Source organism: Fibrobacterota bacterium, assembly GCA_019509785.1.
Classification (GTDB): Bacteria; Fibrobacterota; Fibrobacteria; order UBA11236; family UBA11236; genus Chersky-265.
Window position 1 is genome coordinate 1 of the sequence record JAEKLQ010000082.1, and the last position, 25782, is coordinate 25782.

Sequence of the window (25782 nt, forward strand, 5' to 3'; positions counted from 1 at the left end):
GGCTTCGTGCGGCAAGTCCCCCTGATAGTTGGAAAACAGGCCTTCGTGGCAATTTTTGTTAAATTTACAGGATATGGTGATATCGCCCAAAGCGCATCTCTTAGGCGCAAGCGTTTCCGATTTGGAGATGCTCTTAAAGGAACTCGGCCAGCCCGCGTTCCGGGCACGCCAGTTGCGTGATTGGATGTTCGGCCGGTTCGAGTCGGATTTCGGTAAAATGTCCAACCTCCCGAAGGCCCTGCAAGAGGCCCTTGGGGAGAAGGCCACCTGCCAGGTACTGCAAGTCAAAGCCACCCAGACCTCCCACGATGGGACCACGAAGTGGGTTTTCGAAACCCATGACGGACACTTCTTCGAAACCGTACTTATCCCCACCGACGATCGCCGGTCGATTTGCGTTTCCTCCCAAATCGGCTGCGCCATGGGATGCACCTTCTGCCGCACCGCCACCATGGGCTTCATCCGCAATCTCACCCTAGGGGAAATCCTGGAGCAGGCCTGGTTCGTGAGCCGGCATCTGAAAGAGACGGAAGGGCAGGACGCGCGCCTGAGCAATGCCATCTTCATGGGCATGGGCGAACCGCTGCTCAATCTCGAGAACGTGGCGCTGGCCTGCGAGCGGCTGAACGCGCAGGACGGCTTCGGCATCGCCAAGGACAAGATCACGATATCGACTTCGGGGGTGGCGCCCAAGATCCTGGAATGGGGAAAGCGCGCGCCCGATTTCAAGTTGGCCATCTCGCTGAACGGCAGCAACGATCAAATTCGTTCGCAGCTGATGCCCATCAACCGGCGCTACAACATCGAAACCTTGCTGGAGACGGCGGACGAATACATCCGCCTGACCGGGCAGAAGCTCACCTTCGAGTACATCCTCATCAAGGATAAGACCTGCACGCGGGATGCCGCCCGGGAGCTGAAGCGCATCGCCTCGCACCGGCATTGCAAGATCAACCTCATCCCGCTCAACCGTGGCAATCCCGATATGGAAGCCCCGGACGAGGGCGAGATCGCCGAATTCGAACGCATCCTTGCGCAGGGGGATTTCCAAGTCCTGCGCCGCCGCCCCCGTGGGCCCGATATCTATGCTGCGTGCGGCCAACTGGCCACTGAACAGAAAAAGGTAGCCTGATGCTGACTCAAAATCTGCCGGAATACTGGGAAGACCTGTACAAGACCAAGAAAGATGCTTGGTGGGATCTCGGGAAGGTCACGCCTCTCCTGGAGGAATTCTTCAAGCACCCATCCTGCCCCAAGACCGGGCGCGTGCTGGTGCCAGGCGCCGGGCGCGGCTACGACGCCGCCGCATGGGCCGCCCGCGGCCACGAAACCCTGGCCGTCGATTTCTCCGGCACCGCCTACGCGGCGCTCTCCGCCCTGTCCGAGAAGCAACGCAAGCTTTCCGTGCTCAACATCGATCTCTTCGAGCTCTCCCCCAAGAGCACCGAACCCTTCGACATCATCTACGAGTACTGCTGCTTCAACTCCATCCACCCCGGCCGCCGCGACGAATACTTCGAAGTGTGGGACAAGATGCTCACGCCCAACGGCGTCGTCATCGCCGCCTTCTATCCGCTCATCCGGTCCACGGCGCTGGAAGGTCCGCCCCACCCCACCTCGGAAGGCGAGCTGATGGCCCGCCTCGACGGCGTATTCGATCTGCACGAGAAGGTCATCCCCAAGCAGAGCGTGAAGGAGCGCGCCGGCAAAGAGGAGATCTGGTTGCTGAAGAAAGCCAAGCACTAATACCCATGCGGCGCCCCAGGTAACACTCCGGTTACCTGGGTTCCGCCCGTAATCCGCGGACGATGGCGCGGACAGGGCCGCCGGGTCCCGAAATCGCCTTTAATCTCTTGGGTTTTTCACTCGGTCCGCGAATATCCCAAGCTTCCCAAAGACAGGCTTAAAGCCTTGGTTTTGCCCGGGATGGATCCCCCCTCCTCGCGATGAATCCGACGTGGTATCGGACCCCCAGCTGTTGTATCCTCTCGGGCATGGAGGCACAAGATACGATGTCTTACTTCTCCCCGAAAAGCACTTGGCTGAGCTTGGTCGACGCCGGTAAACCCGCCCGCGAAAGCGCGCCTCTCCGGATCGATCCCCCGCGTTCCCACGGCCCGGACGGTTTCGCCCTTCCCGATCCCGATTTCGTCGCCGTCCCGCCTCTGCCGGCGGAGGGCGGGGATAGCGCCTCTTCCGGGTCGTCCCCCGTCGCCGAAGAAGGGATGATGGGAGCGGCCGAGAGCGCGGAGGATCTCGATCATCTGCGCATAACCATCGACCTGAGGCATAAGCTTTTCTTCCATTTCCGGGAGTGGGAATTCGGGCCGGCCCTGCTCGAAGATCACGTGCGCATGGCCCGGGCGCAAACCGATCCCGAGGAGGCCCTGGCCGAATACTGCCTGGCCCGTCACGTGGCGGTTACCCTGGTCGGGAAGCTGGGTCAGGAAGAACATCGCCTGGGCTGGATCGAAGTCGATCGGGTGATCGCCGAGATCGAAGTCCTGATCGGGAATTTGGACAGCGCGGCGGTCTACGCCCGTGAGGGCCTCAAGGCCATCAAGAACGGCCGCTTCGGCGCGGAGCACGATATGCGCATCACCCGCTTGGCCGTCCGCTTCTTGAATCTGCTGGAAGGCCGTTGACGTAGGAAACGGCCCGGCCGCTAACCCTTCCGATAGACTCGAAGGCGGCCCGGCCGCTAACGTAGGAAGAGGCCGGGCAGCTAGCGGATCACCCAACGCGCCATCGACCAGGCCGGTCCCGTGTCGGGATGGGCGGTCAGGCGCACCAGGTACATCCCCCCGCCCGCGGGTCCCGCCCAGGCGATGCGATGCGTTCCCGCCGGATAGGATCCGCGGGCCAAATCCCCGAGCTTGCGGCCCTGTGCATCATAAATCGTGACGATGATCGCGGCGGAGGCGGGCAGGTCCAGGCGCAAGGCGCCGCCGGCGTCATCGGCGAGGCCGTAACTTTCCGGTAGCCGCGCCTGCGGCAGCGCGAACCCGGTGGAACGGGCGCCGCGCGCGAACCAGACCGGCCTCTGGGCGTTCGCCAGGAAGGTAACCGCCTTGCCTGATGCGGTGATCTTATCCTTAGCCAAGGGAAGTTGAAACACGTTCAGGGTCGTGCCCGTCTTACGGGTGAAAACGATCTTATCGTCCCGGGTGGAATAGCGCGGGCCTCCAGGCACCGTGGCATTGCTATCGAGCACATGGTAAGCCCCAGTGAAAAGATCGGCCGCCATCACGCTGAAAGTGCCGGTATAATCGTCGATGAGATCGAAGGCGACGTTCAGGTCGGTGGTCTGGGCGAAGGAGGGATTGCCGACGCTCACCCCATCGGGCAAGGAAGGCAGGAACGGGCTGATGATGCCGGACTGCACATCCACGAGGTAGGCGTTCCAGAATTCGAGGGGGCTCCCCCCGGCCTGGGGCACGCTGTTGAGCGCGTCGAAGACAATGCTCTCCCCGGTGTAGTTGAATTCCACCGCGTCGGCATAGGGCATGGTATTGGCCTGGGTGGTCTGCCCCGCGGACGGCGTGTATAGGGCGATGGATTTACTCTGGTCCGGATGGACCAGATCGAGAACGTGGATTTTCGCGTCCGCTTGCAGGGTGGTGGCCGCGGCTTTGGTCCCGTCCGGGGAGACGGCAACCGACTTCCAGGCGGTGGTGGCATCCACGACGCGTTCGCCCGACGCGTCGACGGCGCGTAGGGCCTGCTTGGCATCCACGAACAGGATCAGGGATCCATCGGCGGTGACGGAGATCGGCCGTCCGGAACCCGTGAATATCTGGGTCTTGCTCAGATGCGTGACATCGGTATCGCCGGCGATCACGGATTTGGCCAGGTACAGGCTGCTATCGCCGGTCTTGGCTTCTTCCACGACGACGAATTGGGTTCCCGTCAGGGGGGACCGATCCGGCGGCCTGGGAGTGGGAATATCATTGCTGCTCGCCGAACCGACCCCCACCGCGGTGAAAGCGTCCCTCACGGCCTTGACTTCGGGCGAGGTCTCGCCGTAGAGATCGGTCGCCGACCGCACGGCCGCCAGGCGCATGTCCATGAATTGCGAGCCGGGATTCAGATAACGCGCATCCAGGACGCGGTAATAGATTTTCCCCATCTCCTCGCGACCGATGGCCTGGGCGATCAGATAGGCGGCATGGTTGGGGATACCGTTGTTGATGTGTACGCCGCCGTTGTCGTCGGCCAGCGTGGTCTTTACGAACTCAAGCATATGGGCCGGTTGCCAGCTCGCATCGGAGCGGCTCTTGCCGCCATTGTGCGGATCCGCCAGATCGCGAAGCGCGCCGGTCGGATACGCGGTCTTGTTGTTCACTACGTCCTCGCCCATGGTCCAATTGTTGCCTTCGATCAGGCATCCGAAGACGTCGGCCAGGGATTCGTTGAGCGCGCCCGCCTGGTTCTTATAATCCAGGTTTACGGTCGCGGCGATAACCCCGTGGGTCATCTCATGGGCAGTCACGTCCAGGGCGCGCGCCAGGGGCTTGAAGATCCGGTTCCCGTCGCCGTAGGCCATCAGCCTGCCGTTGAAATAGGCGTTGTCCATGGCCTGCCCGCCCTCGGTCACGTGCACGGCCGCGATCATGGTTCCGCCCGCGCCATCGATGGCATTGCGGTTATGGGTGTTCAGGTAGTATTCGTACACCTTGGCCATGTTGTAATGGGCCGAAACCGAAGACTGATCCGTCCAGGTATTGTTCGTCGAGGTGATTTGCGACAGCTTGGTCAGATCGGTTTTCCCGGCGGTCTCCGTCCATAAGGCGCCTTTGGGCGAACCGGGCAGGCCGGAGGTGCTGAAGGATTTGCGCGTACCGTCGATCAGGTAATAGGTCGATCCGACCTGGTAGGTATTAATGGTTCGCGCCGTGCCGAACAGATCCTGCGCGCTGGCCGTTTTGACCCCGTCGGAGTTGGCGGCATCGTACTTTTCCAGGATCGCGCCCGAAGCCGCGTCGATGAAGTAGCGCCAAAGATGGCAGAGATCCGGCCGGATCTCCACGCGCCATGCGAAATGGCTGGACCCGTTTTCCTCTTCCATCCAGACATTCTTTTCCGCGGCCGGTCCGGAATAATCGAGCTGGGCGCGCATCTCCGGAGTGAAATCCTCGAAGGGGGTTTTCAGGGACAGGTCGGCCACGGCCCGGTCGATGGCGGTCTTCGCGTCGAGGCGCCAACTCCCGAGCGGGGCCCGCGTGGGCGCATAATGCGCGTTCACCGCGTACAGCGCCCCGTTCCCGTCGAAGTGGGCGTTGATCTGCCCGTTCCAAATGGCCACCCCTTGATAGACCTGCTGGAAGATCTCATGCCGGGATCCCCGGACGTCCGTGAATTGCTTTTGGAAACGCAGTTCGGCGGAAGGGTCCTGCAACTTGAGCAAATCCTTATTGGCCCGGAAGTAAGCCATGGCGCGGTCGCCGGGCGCCACGGGAGCGGCTTTCGCGGCGGTGAAGGTCCGGGCGCCGGCGGGATCCGGCGACCTCATGCTGCGTCCATCCAGGTAGGCGGGCGTCCCGTTATCGGCCATCCAGGCAAAGCCGGGGCCGTTGGCCAGAGCCCTACCGGGAACCGGAAGGACCGACGTCGGCCCGGATTGCAGGGAGCGGTTCCGCAGCACCGACTGTAGCGAAGGCGCGCTGGCGGCAGGCGCGGCGGCCGTCGGTCCGGCGGCAAGTTTGGCGGCGGCGGCTGGGCGGGTGGACGCGATTTTCCGGGCGATGGCCTGGAGTTCGGCGGCGGAAATCTGCCGCGACGCGGCGCCGGGCGCTCCCTTCAGGGCGGCGCCGGGGGTATAGGCTTGGACCGCCGTTGCCACCAGCAGGGCGCAGGTAAAAGAGGAATGTACGGTTTGATGGAAAGGCATATCTGCTCGCTTTCGCATTCGTTCCAAGTTCAAGGTTCGGGCGCCAGGCTACGGCAATAGGCTTCCACGCGCGGATACCACGTGCGGAACGGTTCGGGGGCATCGGCGGCGGCGCCCGCGCCGGCTATGGACCATTGATGATCGCCGCGGGACGACGTGTACGCGATGCGCGTGGTCATGTTCCCCGTCTGCGCCGATTCCGTACCGAGATAGCCGTCCAAGGCCATCGCGAAAGCGGCGAGAGTATCGGGATTGCCTTTTCGCGTCCAGAGATCGGTGCGGGGCCCCGCGGCCGTTCCGGTCCAGGCAGTGATTTCTCCCGTCGAGAGGAGGGTATAACCTCGGAATGCGCCGGCGAATCCCCCGCCCGTGGACAAGCTGAGTGTAAAGGAGCCGGTTTTCCCCGTCGATGCGCCGCCTGCCTTGCCGCGGGCGCGCGCGGCATCGGGGGATTGATCGACGGGCTTTCGGCAGCCGCTTAGGCCGATAAGGAGAGAACCGATCGCGATGCCGATCCGAAGCATGCGCTTCCTTTTTGCGCGAACAGAGGCGCGAGAATAGGGTTGTTGGAGATGATCAATGTACCGTCTGGTACGCACCGGGGCAGGGCCATTTTGGACTGATCCCGGATGCTCGGGGATTTTTTCACGGTGGATGCTAGGGAATGAAGGCAGGAAAAGCCGAGCGATGTCGTCAGGGCAAAAAAAAGAACGGGCGCCCCGTCTGGAGCGCCCGTTCGAAGATTAACGGTTGGGTGGATTTATTTCTTGGCGGGGGCCGGGCGCAAGCGCCGGCGATCCCACCAGACCACGAAGGGGCAGGCCACCGCGATGGTGGAGTAGGTGCCCACGAATACGCCGATCACCATGGCGATGGAGAAATCGCGCACCGACGACGCGCCCATCACGGCCAGGATCACCACCGTGAAGAGCACGGTCAAGTGGGTGATGATGGAGCGGCTGAGGCATTGGTTGTTGGCGTTGTTCACGCGCGTCGCGAACGATTCCTTCGAACTCGCGACCCCGGTCAATTCGCGGATGCGATCGAAGATGATGATGGAATCGTTCAACGAATACCCGATGATGGTCAGGATGGCGGCCACGAAGTCGAGGCTGATCTCCATGCCGAACAAGGCGAAAAGCCCCAAGGTGATCAAGCTATCGTGGATGAGGCCCAAGACGCCGCCCACGCCGAAGCCGAGGCCGTTGCGACCGAACCGGAACCAGATGTAAAGCACGATCAAAACCAGGGCCGAAAGGATGGAAAGAAGGGCCGACTGGCGCAGATCCTTGCCCACCGACGGCCCTACGGTATCTTCGCCCTCGATGGTCGCGCCCTTGACCGCCTTGGCGATGATGCCCTTGGTAGCCGCGTCTTCCCCGAGGTTGGGGAGGAAGATCATCAAGCGGTTCTCGTTCTGCGCGCCCAGGGTCTGTACGCGGGGGTTTTCCAGGCCGGCGGATTGGATTTCCTTACGCACCTCTTCCACGTTGGGTTGTTCCTGGAACTGCACGCGATAGACGTGGCCGCCCGTGAAGTCGATGCCGAAATGCAAGCCGCGCACGGCGATGGCGCCCAAGGCCAGCGCCAACACGATTACGGACAGGCCCACGTAGTACTTCGCCCAAGGGATGACCTTGATGTCCACTTCATGGAACCAATCCACGCCCTTGCCGATGGAAAGCTCTTTCACGTCCCGGTTCTTGAGGATGTAGTCGAAGACCAGGCGGGTGACCACGATGGCGGTGTACATCGAGGCGCCCAAGCCGACCATCAGGGTGAGGCCGAATCCCTTGATGGGGCCCACGCCGATGTAGTACAGAATGGCGGCCGTTCCCAAGGTGGTGACGTTGGAATCGAAAATGGCGCTGAAGGCTTTCTTGTAGCCGGCGTCGATGGCGGCGCGCACGCTTCGGCCATGCCGCAATTCTTCGCGGATGCGCTCGAAGATCAGCACGTTGGAGTCCACCGCCATACCGATGGTGAGCACGATGCCGGCGATGCCCGGCAAGGTCAAGGTGGCATGGAAGGCGCCCAGCACCGCGAACAGGATGATCATGTTGAGCAACAGGGCCAGATCGGCGATGAGGCCGGCGCCCTTGTAATAGAAGGCCATGAAGCCGGCCACCAGGGCCAGGGCCACTATCGCGGCCATCAAGCCCTTATGGATATTGTCTTCGCCCAGGGTGGGGCCTACCGACCGCAATTCGACGATGGACATCGGGGCGGGGAGCGAGCCGGCCCGCAGGGTCACCGCCAATTGCTTGGCTTCGTTAATGTCGCCGATGCCGGTGATGGAGGCGCGCCCGTTGGGGATGGCGCCCTGGATGACCGGGGCCGAGTAGACCACCGAATCCAGCACGATGGCGAGCTGGCGTCCCACGTTGGCGCTGGTGACGCGCTTGAACTCCTTCGGGCCCAGGCCCTTGAAGGTGAGGCTCACTTCCACTTCGCCCGCGTTCATGCTACCGCTGCCGAGGCGGTTGGGCCGCGCGTCCGCGATGGTGGCGCCGGTCATTTCGGGACGGCGCTTCAGGAGGTACAGGCGGCGGGTCTTCACGTTGTCATGGGTTTCGATCTCGCGGCCCCAAAGGAACTGGTACTTCTGGGGGATCAGGGCCTGCACGCCGGAATCCTCGAGGATGGCCTTGGCCTTTTCCACGTTCTCCGCCTTCACGGCCAGGTCGCGGCCCATGGCGATGAGCAAGGCGCCGAAGGGCCGGTTCTTGTAGAACTCGGCGGCGGTCTCGGAGGTGTCCGCGGCGGCGGCGCTATCCTTCTTGGCGCTGTCCGCCGGGGAGGCCTTGGCCAGGGCGGAATCCTTCTTGGCTCCGGCCGAATCGGCTTTGGCCGACCCGGTAGTACCGGTTTTGGCGGAATCGCCGGTGACCACGCGCCCGAAGATGTCCTGTACGGCGCGGGCGGTATCGTTGGCCGGGGAGGCGCCCTTGCTGATGGGCAGATGGCCGGAGCGGCGGTTCAGGTAGGCGTCGATCTTATCCAGGACCGGCTTGAATTCGGTGACCTCGGGGATGAGCTTGAACTCGAGCAGGGCGGTGGCGCCGATCAGGCGGCGGGCGTCTTCGGCTCCCATGCCGGCCAGGTCCGCCACGATGCGGTTGTCGCCGGAGCGGGTGATGATCGGTTCGGACAAGCCGTATTGATCGACGCGGTTGCGGAGGATCTCCAGCGACCGATCCATCACGTCCTTCTGGGCTTCCTTATCCAGCTTTTCCTTATGGACTTCCACGATGATGTGGGTTCCGCCGGCAAGGTCCAAGCCCAGATTGATGGCCTTGGCGGCCACTTCCGGGTGCTCGCGCTTGAAGATCTCGCGCGTACGCTTCTCCAAGGCCAGGTTGACCTCGTTCTTGTGCATGAACACGCGTACCGTGGGGATGAGGCTGATAACGCACAGCCCCAGTATGATGAGTAGAATGACCGTTCGTAACCCGGTTTCCCGTTTCATGGATGGTATGGACCCTTCATTCCGAAATACTGAAGCCATCCCGGGATGGTTTTCCCGGGCCTAAGTTGTTGAAAAAGCTGCCCGAATATAGAAAAGGACCGGGAAGGGACCAACTTCGGAAGGTCGGTAGGGGCGGAAAAGAAACTGTGCGAGGTATTCGATTAGGTCAAGTCGTCCGGTAGCTCTTGATCAAGAGCGAGAACTCGGGATAGCCTCGAAGCGTTTCCAAATCCGGATCCTTGAGCGCCCACGCGAAATCGGAGAACCCTTTGCAGAGCGCCATTTCCATGGCGGCCAGGGCTTGCTCGCGCTTCCCTTGCAGGGAATAATAGCAGGCCAAATCGTAATAGGCCGCCACGCAATCGGGATCGAGCAGGACCGCCTTCTTGCAGGCGTGGATGCTTTCATCGAGGCGTTGGGGATCCTTGACCAGGGCGCCCAGCAGGATATAGGCCGGGGCGAATCGGGGATTTAGTTCGCTGGCGCGGCGGCAGTGTTCCAAGGCCTCGTCCCGGCGCGCCAGGCTCTTGAGCACGCCGGCCAGGCAATAGTGGGCCTCGAAGGTTTCATGGCCCGAGAGCAGGGCCTGTTGGAAGCATTCGACGGCGTCCTCGTAGAGGTAGGCGTCGGCATACTCCAGGCCGCGATCGAACAGCCATTTGCCTTCGCCATTGCGTTGGGCCGGGTCCTTAGGGGCCCCGCGCCCATGACCGTCGTCATGGCCGGTGAGGGACTTTTCCAGGATGTTCATGGCAGCGGAGATTTTGCCGGCGCGGAAAAGGAGATCGGAGAGTTCGCGGTAGAGGGCCGCGCCATCGCCGGAAGACCGGATCTGATCCCGCAGCAGGCAAACCTTGTCCTTCAGCAAATCTTCCATACGGCCCCGAGGAAGAGATCCCCCAGTTCCAAATATACGTGCCCGGGTTGTGCGTGGGGTGGGGATTCCGGGTGAGTGCTCGTAAAATTCGCTGGATTCGGTGCCGCAGCCTTGCCGCTGCTGGGGTGGGTCTGGCGGTGCCCCCGGCGCGGGGACGGTTCGGGCTTCTCGCTTTCTCGGGTTGTGGGTCGTTCCCCGGCCTGGGGAAGAGGTCGCCCGCGCATTTGGGGAGCGCGGGCTGGCCTTACGTAGGATCGACCTCTTCCCCAGGCCGGGACGCTCGAAACTCACCGTCCCCGCGCCGGTGGCCCCGCCGTTCCGCGACCGCAGCGGGAAGGATGCGGCCTCGTTGGGCGAGGGGGCGCTCGACTGGGAAGCCGGGCCCGGCGCAACCCGGGGTTCGGCGGGGAGCCATCGGTGTAGGTCTTATTGATCGATGGGGTTTAGATCGATGGGGTTTAGATCGATGGGGGCGCGCTTGGGCGCGAGCGCGCCATCGACGGCGATAGCGGGGAAAAGGATTTACGGAGGATGTTGACGGGGTTGGCTAGCGGAGGATGCTGGCGGGGTAGGCTTTGTGGTGGGTCCATCCTTGGCCGTGGGCTTGGAGGTCGAGCCAGTAGGCGCCTTGCGGGAGGGGCGCGGAAGCGCGGGAGAGGGTGGACCAGGATAGGGCGTGGCGGCCGGGGGAGAAGGGGCGGTTGGTGAGGCTGCCGAGGAGGGCGCCGCGGGCGTCCAGGATGCGGGCGGTGACGAAGGCTTCGGTGGGGAGATCGAGGGTGAGTTCCAGGCCGCCGGCGGCGGCGCGGAGGCGGGCGGCGAAGGCGCCGGCGGCGATGCGGCCGCTTTGGAGTTCGGGTACGCGGGCGAGGGCGGCCGGGGTCCCCGCGAAGATGAGGAGGGTATCGTCTCCCGTAACCGGGATGTTACTGCCGGCGGCCAGGGGCCATTTCAGGCCGCGGGAGGGGGAGACGGCCCAGGCTTCTTGGCCTGCGGGAAGGGCGGCGGAGGGGACGGCGAGATGGGCGCCGGACGGTTGGGAGCGAAGCGACAGGCTCCAGCGCAGGGCCCGATCGGGATCCCAGGCCACGTAATCGACGGAGAGGGCGCGCCCGTCCCGGCTTAGCCAGGCCGCGCTTTTGGCCGCGAGGAGGGGCGGCTGGCCTTCGTCTTCCACGCCCAAGAGGCGCCCAACGCCAAGCGGATCCCGTCGCCGGCCGTGAGGTCAAGCCGGAGGAACGCTCCCGGCGCGGAAGGGGCGGAAAGGCGCGCGACCGCGTGCGGGGCCAGCGCGCCCACGTGCACCACGGTGTCCTTATCGGAATGGACGTAATAGGCTTGCCAGGGACGCAGCGTATCGGGCCGGGTGTAGCCGGTATCATCGTAAGCGAACAAGGGCTTGAGATGGGAGCGCAGGTACACCTCGCCGTCGTGGATGGAAATGGGCCAGGCCAGCGGACGCAAGGAGGGGCAGGTGACCAGGTTCCAACCGGTGTCCAAGCGGATCGGGAACAAGCCGTCCGAATCGGATGCCACGGCGCGGGCCGGCGGGAAGTTGAGGGACGGCGCGTCCCCGTCGCTGGCGATCCAGAACCCCTTCCCTCCCGGCAGGGTATCTTCGCCGGATAAAATCTTGTAGCCGGAATCCGGAGGCGTGCGCCCCTGCCAGACGGCGGCATAGAGAGGACCGGTGCCGCTCCGCGCGGCCAGTTCCTTCAGGCTCAAGGAAAGTCCGGGAGCGAGCGGCATGCCCGCCATCTTCCAATTGACGCCCGCCTTCAAGGCCAAAGGATCGCTCATGGAGGGTAAGGGCCGGGGCAGGGTCAAAAAGCCTTGGGCCGGAAGATCCCGGGTGCGGGACTGATCGGTAACGGACAAATTGACTTCCAGCGGCAGGGCGGGATCGGATGGCACGGGCACGGTAAAGTCTAGGGATTGGCCGCTCGGCGCGGTCCACCAACCCATGCTATCGATGGGCGCGCGGCCGAAGCGGAGCTTGGCCTGCACCGCCGCCACGTTGTCTTCCACCAGGATATGCACGGTCAGGGAATCGTTCCCGTAAGGAGTCGTGCCCGTGACGCGGATATGGGGCGGCAAGGTGTCCCGACCACAAAAATAGGTCCCGGCCCCGGGGATCCACAAGCCGCCGTCCTTGCGCGGCATCCACAGGATGGCGGAGTTGGCATCGCGGCGGAAAAGGGAAAGCTCGTCCAGGGAATCGCCGGATACCGAGAGGCCGGGGAAGGCGGCCGCGGTGTCGAGAGGCCGCACCTGGAACAGGGTGCCGACCCGATCGAAGCCGGCCGGTTTGGGATTCCAGGGAGCGCCAGGGAGCAATAGGACGCGGGCGGAGGCATCCTGGAACGGATAGCTCACGCGCCGCAAGCCGTCGATGGCCCGGGAGCCGCCCGGAGCCAGGGTGTCGCCGCTCGCGGTCAACGCGAAAATCCGGAAGGACGCGCTGCCTACGGGCCCGGACAACCCTTTACGATAGGCCCTGGCCCTCACTTCGGCGTCCTTGGCGAGCTGGAAGCCGGAGAGATAAAGACGGGTTGAACCATGAACCGTGGTGTCCGGATCGGTCCCGTCCAAGGTGTAGAAAAGACGGACGCTGTCCGCGGAACAGGAAAGGGAAACCGCGACGGCCGCATCGAAACTCCCTCCGGGGGGATCGATCAGGGGGGCCGGCGGCGCTTGGTCGGAGGAGGCCTGGAAATTGAGCACGGCCGCGCCGGGACGCTGGATGGCATAGGCCAACTTGATCCAATCGGCGCTCTTGGCTTCGCCCAGGATTTGCACCGCATCGATGTCGCCGGTGAAGCCGGCGCTCCAGCTGCCGTCGAAGGCGAGCACGCCGCCGATCCCCAGACCGTTGCCGAGCACGGGAAGATCGGGCGCGGACAAGGTAAAGGAGGGGTTCCCGTCCGCGTAGACGGCGAAATCCGATCCCGCGGAAGAGACGGCGACCAGATGCCAGGAACCATCGTTCAACTGAGTGGCCCCGGTTTGACTAGCATAACTAGTCGTTGGGGATCCGGCGACCCATCCTTCCAAGGTCCCGTTCTTCGACGCGATCCCGAACTCTTCCTGGCCGGAACCGACAATGCCCGTCCCGAATAGATGCGGATCCTGGATCGGCACCGAACCTGCGGCCTTGGCCGACTTCTCCCGGGCCCAGGCCAGCACGGTAAAGGCCCTCAGGCCCTCGATAGTGGCGGCTGGAGCCAGCACGTGCGAGTTCCCGGCGGCGAGAAAGCTGAAGCCGCGGCCGATGACGGCATCCACGCCCGCCACGGCGGTCCCACCGGCGTTGAACCCGTTCAAGGTGGCATCGCCGGCCTGGCTCGATCCCGAAACCGAAGCGGAGTCGGAGAAGGCGTAATAGGCGCGCCAATTATCGTTGATGGAGAAGACGGCGGCCGGAGAAGAGGCTTGGCGGGCGGCGGACCTGCCCCAATACATGGTGAAGGCATCGCCTCCCGCGGCGGAGACCTTGTCCAGGCGCACCCACACTTCGGCGGTATCGGAAGCCCAACGTTCGATGCCGAAAGCCAGGGGCGCTCCGCCGGCGGCGAAGCGCAAATCCCTGCCCCCCGGAGCGGCCTGGTTGAAATCGAAATTGGCGTGGCCCAAGCGGATCAGGACCGGGACATTGGCCACGTCGCCGGATAGGGACAAGGCGGCGTTGGCGTTGAGGATTATTTTCCGGGAATGCGCCCAGCTGGACAAGTCCTCGGGCACGATCACGGCGGCCGCTTTGGAGAACAGGGTGTCAGTGCCATCTGTGACGCGGCACGTGTAGAGTCCGGCATCCGCCAAGTCGGCGAGATCATTTTGGAATTCAGCCGAGAAGGCGCCCGATATCGGCGTCCCATCCTTCATCCACCGGTACTTGATCGCTCCCGAAGCTTCCGCCGCGACGGTTAGCGTGAAGGCATGCCCCTCCGCTACGGTCAGGCCCTCGGGCTGGGTGGTGATGGCCAATTTGATTTCCGGCGGGAACTCCCAGCTGTACAGCTTCGGGTCGGGACGCTGGCCCTCGTAAGTGAACTTCATCCAATCGGCGCTGTGGCTGGCGTAGGAGAGTTGCGCTTCATCGATCATGCCGGCGAAACTGCTTCCGGTGGCGGAGCCGGGGCCGATTCCTCCCGTCCCCTGCCGGCCTTGGCCTATGGAGTTGAGGGTACGGATTTGGATCCGCATCGCTTGCGGTAAGGACCCGCTCGCGATCTTGGCTCCATCCTTATAAACGCTGACGGTGGTGTTGGCGATGGTAATGCCGTAGAAGGCCCACTTCCCAGTCGTCACGGCCTTGGCCGCCCCGATCGATGCCGGGAAGAAGTTCCCTTGGTTAAAAACTCCGGACAAGGAATCTCCCTGCGCAGGCTGACCGAATTGGAGTTCTTCCGTCACCGGCCCGGGCCCGGGCAATGGCCCTGGCCCCGGGCCCGTGGTCGCGGTCCGGCCCAGATCCAGGAACTGTGCCGCGATCTTCCCGTTCACGTCATAGGCCCATAGATTGAAAGTGAATGAATTCAGGGAATCGAATCCGCTTCCGAGATCGAGGTAATCCCCGCCTAAAGCGGCCCCATCCAAGCTGTCGGCCATTCCGATGATGCCTTCCACGCGCTCGTCGCCTTCGTAATTCTTCGGGGTCGCGTGGTTCCAGTTGCCCACCGAGTTGGCCCGCGTCTGGGTCCCGCCTTCGCCTAGGTGGTAAACGGCGTAGTACCCCTCGCTCCGCGTGAACACCTTGCTTCCGTCGGAGAGCCATGTCGCTCCCGGCTTGCCCCAGTACACGTTGATGAACTGCTTGTCGCTGCTGGAATCGATCTGCGGCATGCGCACCCAAACCTCCGCCTTCCCCAGAGAAGGAGACCAGCGTTCGATCTGGAAACCGAGGGCGGACCCGGTCCCCGCGGCGAAGCGGAGATCCGAACCGTCACTGGCGGCTTGGGATAAGATGCGGCTGTCGGTGATGCGCACCAGCAAGGGAACGTCGGTCAGGGTCTTCCGCACGTCGGCACCAGAGGAAGTGGTGTTGATGTGCAGCTTGGCCGAATGCGCCCAGGTGGAGAAGTCCTCCGCGGCGCGCGAAGATCCGGCGCCTCCCAGTAAGAGGAGTAAAAGGAAAAGGCGCCCCGCCATCCCGCGCAACCGCATGCGATGAATCCCTTGCTCCGCGGCGCTTTCCCGCGCCCCGTCGGCCCAATTATAGGGGGCGGCCGTTGTCCGCTGACAACGCTTCCTATGGCCGCGATGGCGTAAATAACCGGAACCACTGGCTACCGGGGGTATATTCGGAGGACAAAAGGCGCGCCGTGGATTCGGCAATGCCGGGAGGACGCATGCGGAATGCATCAAGATTGAACGGGATCGCGCTGGCCTCTCCGCTTACCCGTGAAATCGTCGCGGGAATTCTGCTGGGAGCCCTGGGAATGGCAGCATCCGCCGATGCCAAAGGGCTGACGGTCCACGAATGGGGGACGTTCACGACCTTGAGCGCTTGCGACGGCCGCAGCCTGGCCGGCCTCTACGTGGACGCCTCGCGTTTGCCCGCCTTCGTACGGGGAATCCCCTACTTCAATTACGACTCCGCCTCGGGCTGGGCACCGCTTTCCAAATTGCGCCATGTCACCGTGAAAATGGAGACCCCCGTCCTGTACTTCTATGCCCCGGATTCGCTGGACGTGGACGTGAAGGTGAAGTTCACGGGAGGAACCATCAGCCAATGGTATCCGCAAGCCTACGATCGCGAGGCGGACCCGGCCGGTCCCTTCGTGGACTTCGCCGCCCAGCCCTACGCCGGCCACATCGGCTGGAAAGCCAAGGTCCTGGCCCCCGGGACGCAACCGGCCTATACGACCACGGGCTCGGGGCTGGAAACCCCCGAATGGACCGCTCCCCGCAACGTCGCCAGCAATATGCTCCGCGGTCAAGGCGGCGAATATGAACGCTTCCTCTTCTACCGCGGCCTCGGCGATTTCCCCCACACGGTAAAGCTGAAGTTCCGCGACGATAGCACCCTCTCCGTAGCCAACGACGGCGAGGATGATCTGCCCTGGCTGATGGTGTACGATCGCCGCGAGGGCGGCGACGCCTTTCCCGCCGGCATCCTCTGGCAAGGCGCCTTGGCGGCGCATGCGATGATCAGCGTCGCCGTGCCTAAGCAAGCCTCAACCGATTACGGGCTGGGCATGGCGGCCATGGACACCTTGCAAAACCGCCTCATCCAAGCCGGCCTGTTCCAAGACGAGGCCAAGGCCCTCCTGCAAACCTGGTACGACGGCTATTTCCACGAAGGCGGGCTCAAGGCCTTCTGGATCCTCCCGCGCGCCCTGGTCGATCGCATCCTGCCCTTGACCATCACCCCCGCCCCCGAAGTCCTCCAGCGGGTGATCGTCGGTCGCAGCGAAATCCTGTGGCCCGCCTTCGAGGCCGAATTGCGCGCGGCCCGCGACGCCGATACCCTGGCCCATTTCTCCGCGGACAAGTTCCATATGGCCTACCAGGACTTCCTCTTCCCCGACCCCGACGCGGAAAGCCTGACCCTACGCCCACGGCCGCCTTTCGCGGACGCCGCCAATCCTTCGCGGCGCGATTCCGGGCCGCGTTTCCTCTGGAAAGCCGGGGGCATCCGGGATGCCTTGGGTCGTTGGGCGCATTAAAGAGGGTCTAACCGACGCCTTTATATTAGACGGCTTCCCTATCGATTGGGCGCGGCGCCTTCGTTATCGATTACGCGCCTTAGCTATCGTCCCTTAGGGGAGCGATTATGATTGGTTGCGAAGGTTCAAGCGTCTTTGAGCCGATTCCGCCAAAAGCCAAAGACGTTCCGGTCCCCTCGGAAAAAAACCTTTAAGTCGTCCAGATGTCCGCCGATAATCTGAATAGGAGAAAGACCAAGGCCATGTTGGACCTCAACCCAATCGCAAACGCCGTCAAGACGGTGACCTCCCCGCCCCCGCAGGCCCAGCCCGCGATCGCGGAGGAAACCAAGGCGGTGCCCGATACGGAAACGTCGCAGGCGGTGCCCCCGCCCGCGGCGGGTAAAGGCGGCAACGAACCCGGCCTGGGGGAACATTTCGACGTCTACGACACCCAAAGCAAAACCCAACCGCCTCCTAAGACCGCCCGTCAAAAGGCCGAACAGGCCCGCGAGGAAGCGCTCAAGGGGCGTGTGTTGGGAAAAGGCACCGGATTGCCGCAGCCGACCGTAGATCCCCCGCCGCCGGAATTGCCGTTCCTGAAGCCGCTCGGGCATCCTTTGATAGGCACTGCCGTCGACGCGACCGTTTGAGGCGCGACCACAAGGATCCGCACGCCGCGACAGCGGTATAATCGGGTCCATGCGCGAAGGCGCCAAGCGGATTTTATTCGGATTGGCCGGACCCGGCCTGTACGCCCGGCTGCACGCCTGGCGCTTCCGCCATCGCTTGCGCCAAGCCCTGGCTTCGCCCCGCTACGCGGAAAGCTTCTTCGGCCCCGACCTGCTCGCCTTCGCCGCCGCCCTCGCGCCCGGCCAAACCGTGCTCGACATCGGCGCCTTCCTGGGCGGATCGACCGCGCTCTTCTGCCGCGCGGTCGGGCCCGCCGGCCGCGTCATCGCCTTCGAGCCCGTCCATCACCAAGCCTTGTCCGCCCTGGTGAAGAGGCTTCGATGGCCGGCCCGCATCGAAGCCCTCGCCCTCTCCGAGTCCACCGGCCCCGCCGAACTCGTCATCCCCGTCCGCCATGGCGTACCGCTCTATTCCCAGGCCGGCTTCGCCGACTCCTACGCGGCCGCCGCCGCGCCCGGCTCCGGCTATTCCTTCCAACGTCAGCCCACCCGCCGCTCCCGCCTGGACGATTGGATGGAGCAGGCAGGCCTTAGGCCGCAGGACATCGGGGCCATCAAGATCGACGTGGAAGGTTCCGAGATGGGCGTGTTCCGGGGCGGCGAAAGATTCTTCCGCGCATTCAAAGGGCCGCTGCTGTGCGAGTTCTGGTTCGACACCCTGCCGCCGCCGGGATGGGCCTGGCTGCGGGAGCGGGGGTATCATTGCCGTTACCTGGGGAAGGACGGCGCCTGGCGCCCGGCGGATACGGCCGCGGAGATGACCGAAGCCGCGCGCGGGGAAACCTACGGGAATTTCCTGCTGCAGCGGGAATGACGCGCCGCTAAGGGTTCAACCCGTCCCGCATGCGGTAAAGCCAAAGGCTCAACCGCCCCAAGCGCGCCAGCGTCCTCGCTTCGGACATGCTCACCCCTTCGGTGCAGGAAAAGCAATTGCGGCAATGCAGGGTCAGGGAATCGGACCAGAGCGAAAATCCATAGCCGTCCTCGCGCGGGCACTCGAAGCGCTTAACCCCCTTGAAGGTCCGCGTAATCCCCAGCAACTGGGCAGCCGAATCCTTTTCCGGGGAAGAGAGCGCGCGCTTCCGCAAGGCATGCTCCAAGCCGTCGCTCTCATCGTCCGGCTCCAAGGCTCCCGCCGAAGAATCCCAGGGCAGCACCGCCACCGAGTCTACGGTCAAAGCCATTTGGCATTTCTCCCCATCCTTGAAAGCGAAGGCGACCTTCATGGGGCCTTCCTCGGGTGCCTGGGCAAGCGATAAGGCGGCCTTCTCAAGCGTAGTAGGCTCGGTGGCGGAGAGAGGTGCGCATAGCGCGACGGCGAGAGCGAGTAAAATGAAAATGGAACGCATTGCAAGCAAAGCTACCCCCTAAGGCATGGGATGGGAAGGGAAGTTCGGGGCCGTGTGAGGAGGGTCACATGCCGGCGCGAAGGGCGCGCCACTCGGGTTCCAGCAAGGCGTAAAGATATTCGTCAGCCCAGGCGCCTTTCACGAAGCAATTCTCCCGGAACGAACCTTCCCGGCGCATTCCTAACTTTTCCATCATCTTCCACGAGCTCAGGTTGCGCGTATCGGCCACGGCCCAGATGCGGTGCAGCTTAAGGCCCCAAAGCCAATCGATAAGGCCCGCCACCGCTTCCTTGCCATAACCCTTCCCGTGGTACGCGCTCGCGAAGTGGAAACCGATTTCGGCCTGGGCCTGTTCCGGTTCGCTGCGCTTGAAGCTGATATTGCCGATGCAGGCGCCACCCTCCTTGAGGGTCACCGCGAATTCGTTCCACACCTTCGGCGTGCCGGGCACGACCGCGGCCTGGACTTCCAGATCATGGCGCACGTCTTCGAGGTCGAACACGCCCCATTGTTCGTACTTGGAAATTTCCGGGTCGGACAGGGGATTCGGAATCCAAACCTCGGCGAGAAACGTTTCTGCCCGGGCCCGATCCCAACCGAGCCGGTGGAAACCATAGAGGGCCGCGAAGGAAGATGCGCGGTAATTGGCGGCGCAGTGAAGAAAAACCTTGGCCCCGGGCGCGGCATCCATTTCGGCCAGGAAGGCGGCGAAGTGGGCGGGCTCGGGAGCTTCGAAGGGAACGGGGATATGGCGATAGACCATGCCGGAAGATTCGACGAGACCGCGCTCGTCGGGGAGGCTATAAGGTTGGCCGAGAAGCCCCAGGTTGATGACGCGTTCGAAGCCGGCGGAGCGAAGGGCAGGGATGGCTTCGGCAGAAGGCTGTCCGGCGGTGGCGAAGAGGTCGGTTACTTGAGTGAAGGCTTTGATGGTATTGAGCATGAGGCCCCATCTTTCCCTCCGTCTTTCTAATCGGAGGCCGATTTCAAATGAAACTATTTAAAACCAAAGATAAATACCGTTGATTAGATTGATTTGCAGCGCAACCAGGAGACGGAATGAACGCAGGCGACGAGGGGGCGGCGGAAGCCCCGATAGCAGAAGATGTTCCCATAGCGCGCCCGGTCCTGCGCGTGAAGAGGGCCGTTGCCATCATTGCAGCTTTCTTTTTAGTTCAGATTTTCACGGGCAGTTGCGTTGCTATCGGCGAAGTCGTCTACCTAGTAGTATTTCAAGGGACTTCAGATAGAACCCTCCTGGCAAACGCAATCAGACGGATAATGCTACCCACCGCCATTGTCAGCGAAATAGCATCCGCACTAGTGGTCTTATGGATGACAAGGAGATTTCTCACGAAGCCTGGTAATGGCGGGGGCATGGCGGCAATTGGTTGGAGACCGGCAAGGGTTTCCGAGACGAGCCTCGCCGTTTTGGCGGGTTGCCTTATCTCGCTAACCTACCTGTTCGTGCTGGTGCGAATCCACCCGCCCACCGCGGGACAGCATTGGGGACCCATGGTGACGGCGGCTCTCGCAGGCGGATGGTCGCTCCATTATTGGGTCATTCTCATTTTGGCATGTGCACCGCCGATCGAAGAGTTCCTATTCCGAGGCATTCTGCTCGAAGGGCTCACGAACTCGTTTGGCATAAAAGTCGCAGCGGTCATCGTAACTTCCGCATTCGTTCTTCTCCACGCTTCGGAAACATTGAGTTACTGGCCGGCATGGCTGGGCATAGCTCTTTCGGCGGCTATGGACCTCTTCTTCAGGCTCAAAACCCGTTCGCTGATTCCCGCCATCGGCGTCCATTTCGGACATAATCTCGTACTAGTGATTTCCGCATATACCGGAATTAGATGAAAATGGACATCGGGTTCGGTTTCGAAAGAAGCGAAATAATTTAGAGACTCCAATCACAATTCATTGCTTACGGTTCCAATAGATTCACGATAATGCGTTGAAGTTTTTCCCAAAGCTCGGCAATCGCAAAAGCTTCCCGCCATCCTGCCTACGGAGAAGGTTCGAGAACTCCTCACGTCATTAGATTCGCCAAAACATAGGTTGACACTAGCCTTGGCCTACGGGTTCGGATTGCGGGTTAGTGAATTGACCCATTTGAAAATTACCGATATCGATTTGCTACGCAACACGATATCAATCATAGCGGGAAAGGGTGGAAAGGATCGCATTTTAATGCTTCCCCCCTCCCTGGTAGCGCCGCTAAAGGAATACTTTAAAACGTATGGGCCTAGGATCTACCTCTTCGAAGGCCAGGAACCGGGCGAGCCGCTTTGCCGCAGGACCTTCCAAGTCGTATTCAGAAAAGCGTTGGATCGATGCGGTATTCCCCATAAGGGCGGTATTCATAGTTTACGTCATGCTTTCGCGACCCATCTGCTTGAGGCAGGCACCGATCTGAAGGCGATACAGAGCTTGCTAGGCCATGCGAGCTATAAAACAACCGAACGATATGCGCGCGTGGCTTCCCATCGGCTGCGGACCATCCAAAGCCCTGTGGTTCGGCTATGGAATCAAGTTGAGGCGAATCGCGCAGAGATTGCGCACAAGGAGGGAAATGGGACGGATGTGCGATATAGCAGGAAATGGAAATAGTTCGCACAATCGATCCAGCGGTGGGAACTGTGTGAAATGTTTCGCACTAGCCGTAGTTATATGCAATAACCCGCCCAAAAGTGTTGACCCCTGACCTTTCCAGTCAGGGGTCAAAAATAAATTCGAATTTTGATCCAAGAAAAATCTAAGCAATAATACTTTTCAAGGAAAACGGTGAATTACTTGATTTACGAAACTTGAGAAGCACGTATTTCTAAAGGATAAGATGGAAAAGGATTTAGCGGACAAATTGCCTCATAAGGATAAAGTTAAGGCTCATCCCATCGCCATGTCTTGGCGACCATTATTGGTTAAAATTGTAAATGCATTCGTGAAAGGTGACTACGAACTGAAGGAAGCCATTCCATCAGTTGATCCCGTTACAACTGAAACTGCGGATCATATTCGGAAATACATTGCTAGTTATGGAGCCACGTTGACCGATATCCCAGAAGCAACGTGGGAAACTTCCTGCGCCCAGTGGATGGGCGACCGATGGGAGGTGCTTATCGATTTATGGACAAAGGAAGAAGGTCGAAGCGACTTGGTTCTCCATTTAAATGCCTTCGAGTCTAATGATGAGTATCGATTCGAAATATATCTCGTATTCGTTCCTTAGGTTTTTTTCCAGAGATTTGGTATAAATCGTGTGCACTCTAAGATTTTAAGAGGGCTGGTTACAGCATATAACAGCTCCCAGCCTGGAGCCCGCGGACATGCTCCGCATTGCGGTCTCGCAAATGGCTTGGAACGGGTGCGCGACCGTTCGGCAGGCAGCGGGCGTTCGCTCCGGGGTTGTAGTCACCCACTCCACTCACGTCCTTGCCAAGCGCGCATTCCTTTCCAAGCCACTTCCTACTACCGCAAACGTTGGGAAACATGGGGCCTCGAAATGTGGCCCTGGCGGGCCAAAACCAGAAGTACTTTTTGGGGGCGTGAAGAACGGAAACAAGGTGAAGAATTGAATTTTCGAAAATCATATAAATTGCGGATCTGAAAGCGATTCGGGCTCAAGACTCCACATCTACCTTTACGAATTCGCCCATGCGCCCCATTCGATCCAGCATCTCCCCCGCATCGGTGAAACGCAGCAACATTGTCCCCAAGGTGCAATTGGATCCATCGAACCTCTTGACGGTCCCGCCTGGTGCGATGTTTTCCGTGTACTCGATGAGATTGCCCCGGATCCGATCGTCGATCCGCAGGCCTTTGTATTTCCCTTCCTCATTGGAATGGATCATGTAGGTTGAGAAGAAGCCTTCGGGCGTTCCGCCGCCCAAGTCCCCAGGTTCATGGCCCAGGGCAGTCTCTACGGTCGCGCGGATCATATCGACGCCGGTATGCATCAGGGTTATTTCCGCAATGCGGTTGCCTCCATTTCGCGGGCCAACTTCCATGAGGTAAACCTCGTCCCCTGCGCCCATGAAGATGTCAAAATTCAAGGCGCCGGTACATATGCCGGTGAGGTCCAACAATCGTTGGATTTCACGGTGGATTAGTTCTTGCTTGTCCGACGGCATCAACAGGGGAAAGCTTTCCCCCACTGGGACGAGCGGATTCGCGGCGGGATCGAAATGCTCCTGGCCGAAGCAGCGGAACGCCAACTTCCCGTCGACTACGAACCCATCGCCGGCGATCTGGTAGCCCTTCCGCTTGACGAAGCCTTCCACCAACGCTTCCTTGCGGCGGGAGAACCCGATCGCCTTCGCGAATGCCGCGGCCGCATCCTCGGGTTGGCCCAGTACGGTAACGCCCCGGCTGCCGGAGGAATCCACGGGTTTTACCACGCAGGGCGTCCCGATCCGGGAAACGGCCGCCCCGACTTCGGCGGCGGATGACACGCGGAGGGCCGGCGGTGTTTGGAAGCCATGTTCGCGTAGGAATGATCGGTACCGGTCTTTGTTGGTCAGGATCCGCACCGACTCCAGCGGATTGCCGGCCAACCCCAATCGGCCCGCCACGAACGCCGCGGTCGGCGCCGCCGGATCGGAAGCGAAAGCGATGATGCCGTCGACACCCTTGGCCTTCGCTAACGCAAGTACGGCGTCGAAATCCGTGGTGCTGACGGAATGGAATTCATGCCCCAATGCCCGCCCGGGCGCGTCCGGATTCGCATCGCAGACGATGACATGGTAGCCTTTGGCTTTCGCATAGCGGATCGGGGGCAGCTGGAAGAACGATCCTCCCAGCATAAGGATGGTTTCGCTCATGCGGGCCCGTGCCTTGCCGGCGTGAGGCCCGGGCCTGTCGGGTTTCGGAGCCCATAAGGGTCCTGCCGTACCGATTCACCCGCCACGACGACCTTGATTGTCCTCAGCAGTATCCCCAAGTCCAGCGTCAACGAAGCGTTCCGAACGTACCAGATATCCATCCGGATCCGCTCATCCCAGGTTATGCTTGCATTGCCGCTGATTTGGGAGACGCCGGTCAGGCCAGGTACCGCCGTGAGCCGGACAGCCTGAGCGGCCGTGTATTTCGCGGCTTGCTCCGGCAAATCCGGCCGCGGGCCCACGAACGACATCTGGCCCAGCAGGACGTTTAGCAACTGCGGTAGCTCATCCAACTTGTAGCGGCGGAGGAACTTGCCCAACCGGGTAACGCGGGGATCGCCTTCCCGGATCTCATCCTCGCCATGATAGCGGCATTGGTCGATAAGCAGGGTCCTTAACTTGAAGATCCGGAAGGGTTGGCCGTTCCGCCCGGTCCGGATTTGGGTGAAGAGGGCCGGGCCTGGGGAATCGATGCGGATCGCGATCCACAACGCGCCGATCAACGGGGAACAAGCGCCCAAACCGAAAAGCGACAACAGGAGATCGGCCAGGCGCTTCACGCTACGTCATCCCATGCCGCCGAATCGCGCGATGGCGCGCTCCATACCCGCCAGGGACTCCTCCGACATACGGCTATGGATCGGGAACGAGGCGAGGATTTCCCACACGATGTCCGTGTTCGGTAATGCCGGCCCAGTCCCGAATCCCTTGAATTTGTGGAGGGGAGGATTGAAATAGGATCGAACGCCGACTCCCAGCTCCGCGAAGATCCCGATGACTCGATCCATGCCGAGGCGCCGCGCCGCGTGACAGCGTATGCCCAGGTTCTGGAAATTGGTCTCCACGCCGGAAGGGATGGCCTGGGTGGTATAGGCCTCCGGAAAGCGGTTGAACGCTTGGAGCAAACGCTGCCCATAGGCCCTCCGCCGCGCAAGGGTTGCGGGGAAATGCTCCAACGAACTGAGTCCGATGACGGCCCGGATCTCATCCATCTTGGCATTGAAACCGGGCCGGAAGGCCTCCGGCGAGGTCCCCAGCCCATGGTTCCGCAAGCGCCGGATCGCGTCAGCTACCTTCGGATCCCGGGCTAGCGCCATGCCGCCTTCGATGGCGGGCAAGGCTTTGGTCGCATGGAAGCTAAAGCACTGTATATCCGGTTCCGGCCCTAGCTTCAATCCCTGGCATGTCGTCCCGAACCCATGCGCGTTATCGTACACGAGGCGGATGCCCGCTGGATCGCAATGGGCCTTTATGCCGGCGAGGTCCGGCGGGATGCCGAAAACGTTCACCGGTATCACGCAACGCGTGTCCGCATGGCGTTCCAGCAACGCGGCGAGATGGAACGGATCTAGCGTATAGGTTTCCGGGTCGATGTCACAGAAAACCGGTTCGAAGCCCGCGTGCACCACTGCATTGAGGGTGGCTGCAAACGTATAAGCAGGAAGGATGATCTTTCCGGGCGGAAGCGATAGAGCGGTGAGGGCCAGCAGGAGCGCATCCGATCCGCTGGAAACGACCACGGTTTCTTCCACACCGAGGTAAGCGGCCAACTTGGCCTCGAACTCCTTCACATAAGGACCATTGTTGGTGACCTGGCCGGACCCAAGAAGTCCAGCGATGATTTCGAGGTCCGCATCCGACGTATTAAAATAAGGGCGTATGCCGGGAATGGGATCAGTCATCGTTCCGCTCCTTTGCCGTGCCGGAACGGCAAGAGCGCTTTCAGCCGGTTGAATTGATCCTGCCGGATGAACCGATACAGGTTGGAGGGAACCATTATCTCCTGGCAGCGGACCATGGCGGAAAGGTAGCCGATTTGCCGCCACAAAGAGCCCAGTATGATGGGCGGCTCCGCCAACCGCCGTACGCATTTCGCGAGGTGGAATAAGGGATGCCAGCCATTGAAATAGTCCCTGATGCCTTCCTTGTATTTGGCCACCAGCAAGCCACCTACGGCCGTAGGTGGCTTGCTGGT

Annotated in this window: 21 protein-coding genes; 9 read left to right on the top strand and 12 right to left on the bottom strand. The window is 61.8% G+C overall.

Annotated features, from left to right (window positions below):
- Positions 1 to 76 precede the first annotated feature (76 nt).
- The 3 genes from rlmN (at position 77) to JF616_21645 (ending at position 2645) form a co-directional block, all read left to right on the top strand.
- On the top strand, positions 77 to 1132 hold the full coding sequence (rlmN, locus tag JF616_21635) for a 23S rRNA (adenine(2503)-C(2))-methyltransferase RlmN (protein ID MBW8890364.1): 1056 nt from the start codon (positions 77 to 79) through the stop codon (positions 1130 to 1132).
- Positions 1132 to 1746 carry a methyltransferase domain-containing protein gene (locus JF616_21640; protein MBW8890365.1) on the top strand — a complete coding sequence of 205 codons (615 nt, stop codon included), beginning with the start codon at positions 1132 to 1134 and terminating at the stop codon, positions 1744 to 1746. Before rlmN ends, JF616_21640 begins: the two co-directional genes overlap by 1 nt.
- Before the next feature lie 266 nt (positions 1747 to 2012).
- A complete protein-coding gene (locus JF616_21645) occupies positions 2013 to 2645 on the top strand; it encodes a hypothetical protein (protein MBW8890366.1) in 633 nt (210 codons plus the stop codon).
- Positions 2646 to 2725: 80 nt separating this feature from the next.
- Here JF616_21645 and JF616_21650 read toward each other — a convergent pair whose 3' ends face one another.
- The 6 genes from JF616_21650 to JF616_21675 form a co-directional block, all read right to left on the bottom strand.
- Positions 2726 to 5890 carry a peptidase M4 family protein gene (locus tag JF616_21650; protein MBW8890367.1) on the bottom strand — a complete coding sequence of 1055 codons (3165 nt, stop codon included), beginning with the start codon at positions 5888 to 5890 and terminating at the stop codon, positions 2726 to 2728.
- A gap of 29 nt (positions 5891 to 5919) precedes the next feature.
- Complete coding sequence (locus JF616_21655; GenBank protein MBW8890368.1) at positions 5920 to 6414, bottom strand: hypothetical protein; 495 nt, start codon at positions 6412 to 6414, stop codon at positions 5920 to 5922.
- 236 nt (positions 6415 to 6650) lie between these two features.
- Entirely contained in the window at positions 6651 to 9359 is a 2709-nt protein-coding gene (gene secD, locus JF616_21660) for a protein translocase subunit SecD (GenBank protein ID MBW8890369.1), read from the bottom strand.
- Positions 9360 to 9525: 166 nt separating this feature from the next.
- Positions 9526 to 10236, bottom strand: coding sequence for a tetratricopeptide repeat protein (locus JF616_21665; protein ID MBW8890370.1), 711 nt, complete (start codon positions 10234 to 10236; stop codon positions 9526 to 9528).
- A 547-nt stretch (positions 10237 to 10783) separates the two neighbouring features.
- Positions 10784 to 11413, bottom strand: coding sequence for a hypothetical protein (locus JF616_21670; GenBank protein MBW8890371.1), 630 nt, complete (start codon positions 11411 to 11413; stop codon positions 10784 to 10786).
- On the bottom strand, positions 11359 to 15399 hold the full coding sequence (locus JF616_21675) for a DUF2341 domain-containing protein (protein MBW8890372.1): 4041 nt from the start codon (positions 15397 to 15399) through the stop codon (positions 11359 to 11361). Before JF616_21675 ends, JF616_21670 begins: the two co-directional genes overlap by 55 nt.
- A 185-nt stretch (positions 15400 to 15584) precedes the next feature.
- Between JF616_21675 and JF616_21680 the strand changes: the two genes are divergently transcribed.
- The 3 genes from JF616_21680 (at position 15585) to JF616_21690 (ending at position 18389) form a co-directional block, all read left to right on the top strand.
- Positions 15585 to 16904, top strand: a complete 1320-nt coding sequence (locus JF616_21680) for a hypothetical protein (GenBank protein MBW8890373.1) — start codon at positions 15585 to 15587, stop codon at positions 16902 to 16904.
- 242 nt (positions 16905 to 17146) lie between these two features.
- Entirely contained in the window at positions 17147 to 17536 is a 390-nt protein-coding gene (locus JF616_21685; GenBank protein MBW8890374.1) for a hypothetical protein, read from the top strand.
- Between the two features lie 49 nt (positions 17537 to 17585).
- Complete coding sequence (locus tag JF616_21690) at positions 17586 to 18389, top strand: FkbM family methyltransferase (GenBank protein MBW8890375.1); 804 nt, start codon at positions 17586 to 17588, stop codon at positions 18387 to 18389.
- A gap of 7 nt (positions 18390 to 18396) precedes the next feature.
- Here JF616_21690 and JF616_21695 read toward each other — a convergent pair whose 3' ends face one another.
- Both JF616_21695 and JF616_21700 read right to left on the bottom strand, forming a co-directional pair.
- Positions 18397 to 18801, bottom strand: a complete 405-nt coding sequence (locus JF616_21695) for a hypothetical protein (protein MBW8890376.1) — start codon at positions 18799 to 18801, stop codon at positions 18397 to 18399.
- Between the two features lie 187 nt (positions 18802 to 18988).
- Entirely contained in the window at positions 18989 to 19867 is an 879-nt protein-coding gene (locus JF616_21700; GenBank protein ID MBW8890377.1) for a GNAT family N-acetyltransferase, read from the bottom strand.
- A 116-nt stretch (positions 19868 to 19983) separates the two neighbouring features.
- On the opposite strand from JF616_21700, the gene JF616_21705 reads away from it, so the two are divergent.
- The 3 genes from JF616_21705 to JF616_21715 all read left to right on the top strand — a co-directional run bounded on the left by JF616_21705 (position 19984) and on the right by JF616_21715 (position 22156).
- Complete coding sequence (locus tag JF616_21705) at positions 19984 to 20784, top strand: CPBP family intramembrane metalloprotease (protein ID MBW8890378.1); 801 nt, start codon at positions 19984 to 19986, stop codon at positions 20782 to 20784.
- Between the two features lie 141 nt (positions 20785 to 20925).
- Entirely contained in the window at positions 20926 to 21537 is a 612-nt protein-coding gene (locus JF616_21710; protein MBW8890379.1) for a tyrosine-type recombinase/integrase, read from the top strand.
- Between the two features lie 226 nt (positions 21538 to 21763).
- Complete coding sequence (locus JF616_21715; GenBank protein MBW8890380.1) at positions 21764 to 22156, top strand: hypothetical protein; 393 nt, start codon at positions 21764 to 21766, stop codon at positions 22154 to 22156.
- Positions 22157 to 22547: 391 nt separating this feature from the next.
- Here JF616_21715 and JF616_21720 read toward each other — a convergent pair whose 3' ends face one another.
- From JF616_21720 to JF616_21735, 4 genes are all read right to left on the bottom strand, one after another.
- Positions 22548 to 23747, bottom strand: coding sequence for an ATP-grasp domain-containing protein (locus JF616_21720; protein MBW8890381.1), 1200 nt, complete (start codon positions 23745 to 23747; stop codon positions 22548 to 22550).
- Positions 23744 to 24367: a sugar transferase gene (locus tag JF616_21725; protein MBW8890382.1), complete on the bottom strand. Its 624-nt coding sequence runs from the start codon at positions 24365 to 24367 to the stop codon at positions 23744 to 23746. The genes JF616_21720 and JF616_21725 overlap by 4 nt, the downstream gene beginning before the upstream one ends.
- Positions 24368 to 24373: 6 nt before the next feature.
- Positions 24374 to 25489, bottom strand: a complete 1116-nt coding sequence (locus JF616_21730) for an aminotransferase class I/II-fold pyridoxal phosphate-dependent enzyme (protein ID MBW8890383.1) — start codon at positions 25487 to 25489, stop codon at positions 24374 to 24376.
- A partial coding sequence (locus JF616_21735) for a hypothetical protein (GenBank protein ID MBW8890384.1) occupies positions 25486 to 25782 on the bottom strand: 297 nt, incomplete at its 5' end. The genes JF616_21735 and JF616_21730, both read right to left, overlap by 4 nt.

Bases quoted from the DNA above. Each gene is read 5' to 3' on its own strand.
- JF616_21640 (MBW8890365.1), top strand. From the start codon at position 1,132: ATGCTGACTCAAAATCTGCCGGAATACTGGGAAGACCTGTACAAGACC.
- JF616_21645 (MBW8890366.1), top strand. From the start codon at position 2,013: ATGTCTTACTTCTCCCCGAAAAGCACTTGGCTGAGCTTGGTCGACGCC.
- JF616_21650 (MBW8890367.1), bottom strand. From the start codon at position 5,890: ATGCCTTTCCATCAAACCGTACATTCCTCTTTTACCTGCGCCCTGCTG.
- JF616_21655 (MBW8890368.1), bottom strand. From the start codon at position 6,414: ATGCTTCGGATCGGCATCGCGATCGGTTCTCTCCTTATCGGCCTAAGC.
- secD (MBW8890369.1), bottom strand. From the start codon at position 9,359: ATGAAACGGGAAACCGGGTTACGAACGGTCATTCTACTCATCATACTG.
- JF616_21665 (MBW8890370.1), bottom strand. From the start codon at position 10,236: ATGGAAGATTTGCTGAAGGACAAGGTTTGCCTGCTGCGGGATCAGATC.
- JF616_21675 (MBW8890372.1), bottom strand. From the start codon at position 15,399: ATGCGGTTGCGCGGGATGGCGGGGCGCCTTTTCCTTTTACTCCTCTTA.
- JF616_21680 (MBW8890373.1), top strand. From the start codon at position 15,585: ATGCGGAATGCATCAAGATTGAACGGGATCGCGCTGGCCTCTCCGCTT.
- JF616_21685 (MBW8890374.1), top strand. From the start codon at position 17,147: ATGTTGGACCTCAACCCAATCGCAAACGCCGTCAAGACGGTGACCTCC.
- JF616_21690 (MBW8890375.1), top strand. From the start codon at position 17,586: ATGCGCGAAGGCGCCAAGCGGATTTTATTCGGATTGGCCGGACCCGGC.
- JF616_21695 (MBW8890376.1), bottom strand. From the start codon at position 18,801: ATGAAGGTCGCCTTCGCTTTCAAGGATGGGGAGAAATGCCAAATGGCT.
- JF616_21700 (MBW8890377.1), bottom strand. From the start codon at position 19,867: ATGCTCAATACCATCAAAGCCTTCACTCAAGTAACCGACCTCTTCGCC.
- JF616_21705 (MBW8890378.1), top strand. From the start codon at position 19,984: ATGAACGCAGGCGACGAGGGGGCGGCGGAAGCCCCGATAGCAGAAGAT.
- JF616_21715 (MBW8890380.1), top strand. From the start codon at position 21,764: ATGGAAAAGGATTTAGCGGACAAATTGCCTCATAAGGATAAAGTTAAG.
- JF616_21720 (MBW8890381.1), bottom strand. From the start codon at position 23,747: ATGAGCGAAACCATCCTTATGCTGGGAGGATCGTTCTTCCAGCTGCCC.
- JF616_21730 (MBW8890383.1), bottom strand. From the start codon at position 25,489: ATGACTGATCCCATTCCCGGCATACGCCCTTATTTTAATACGTCGGAT.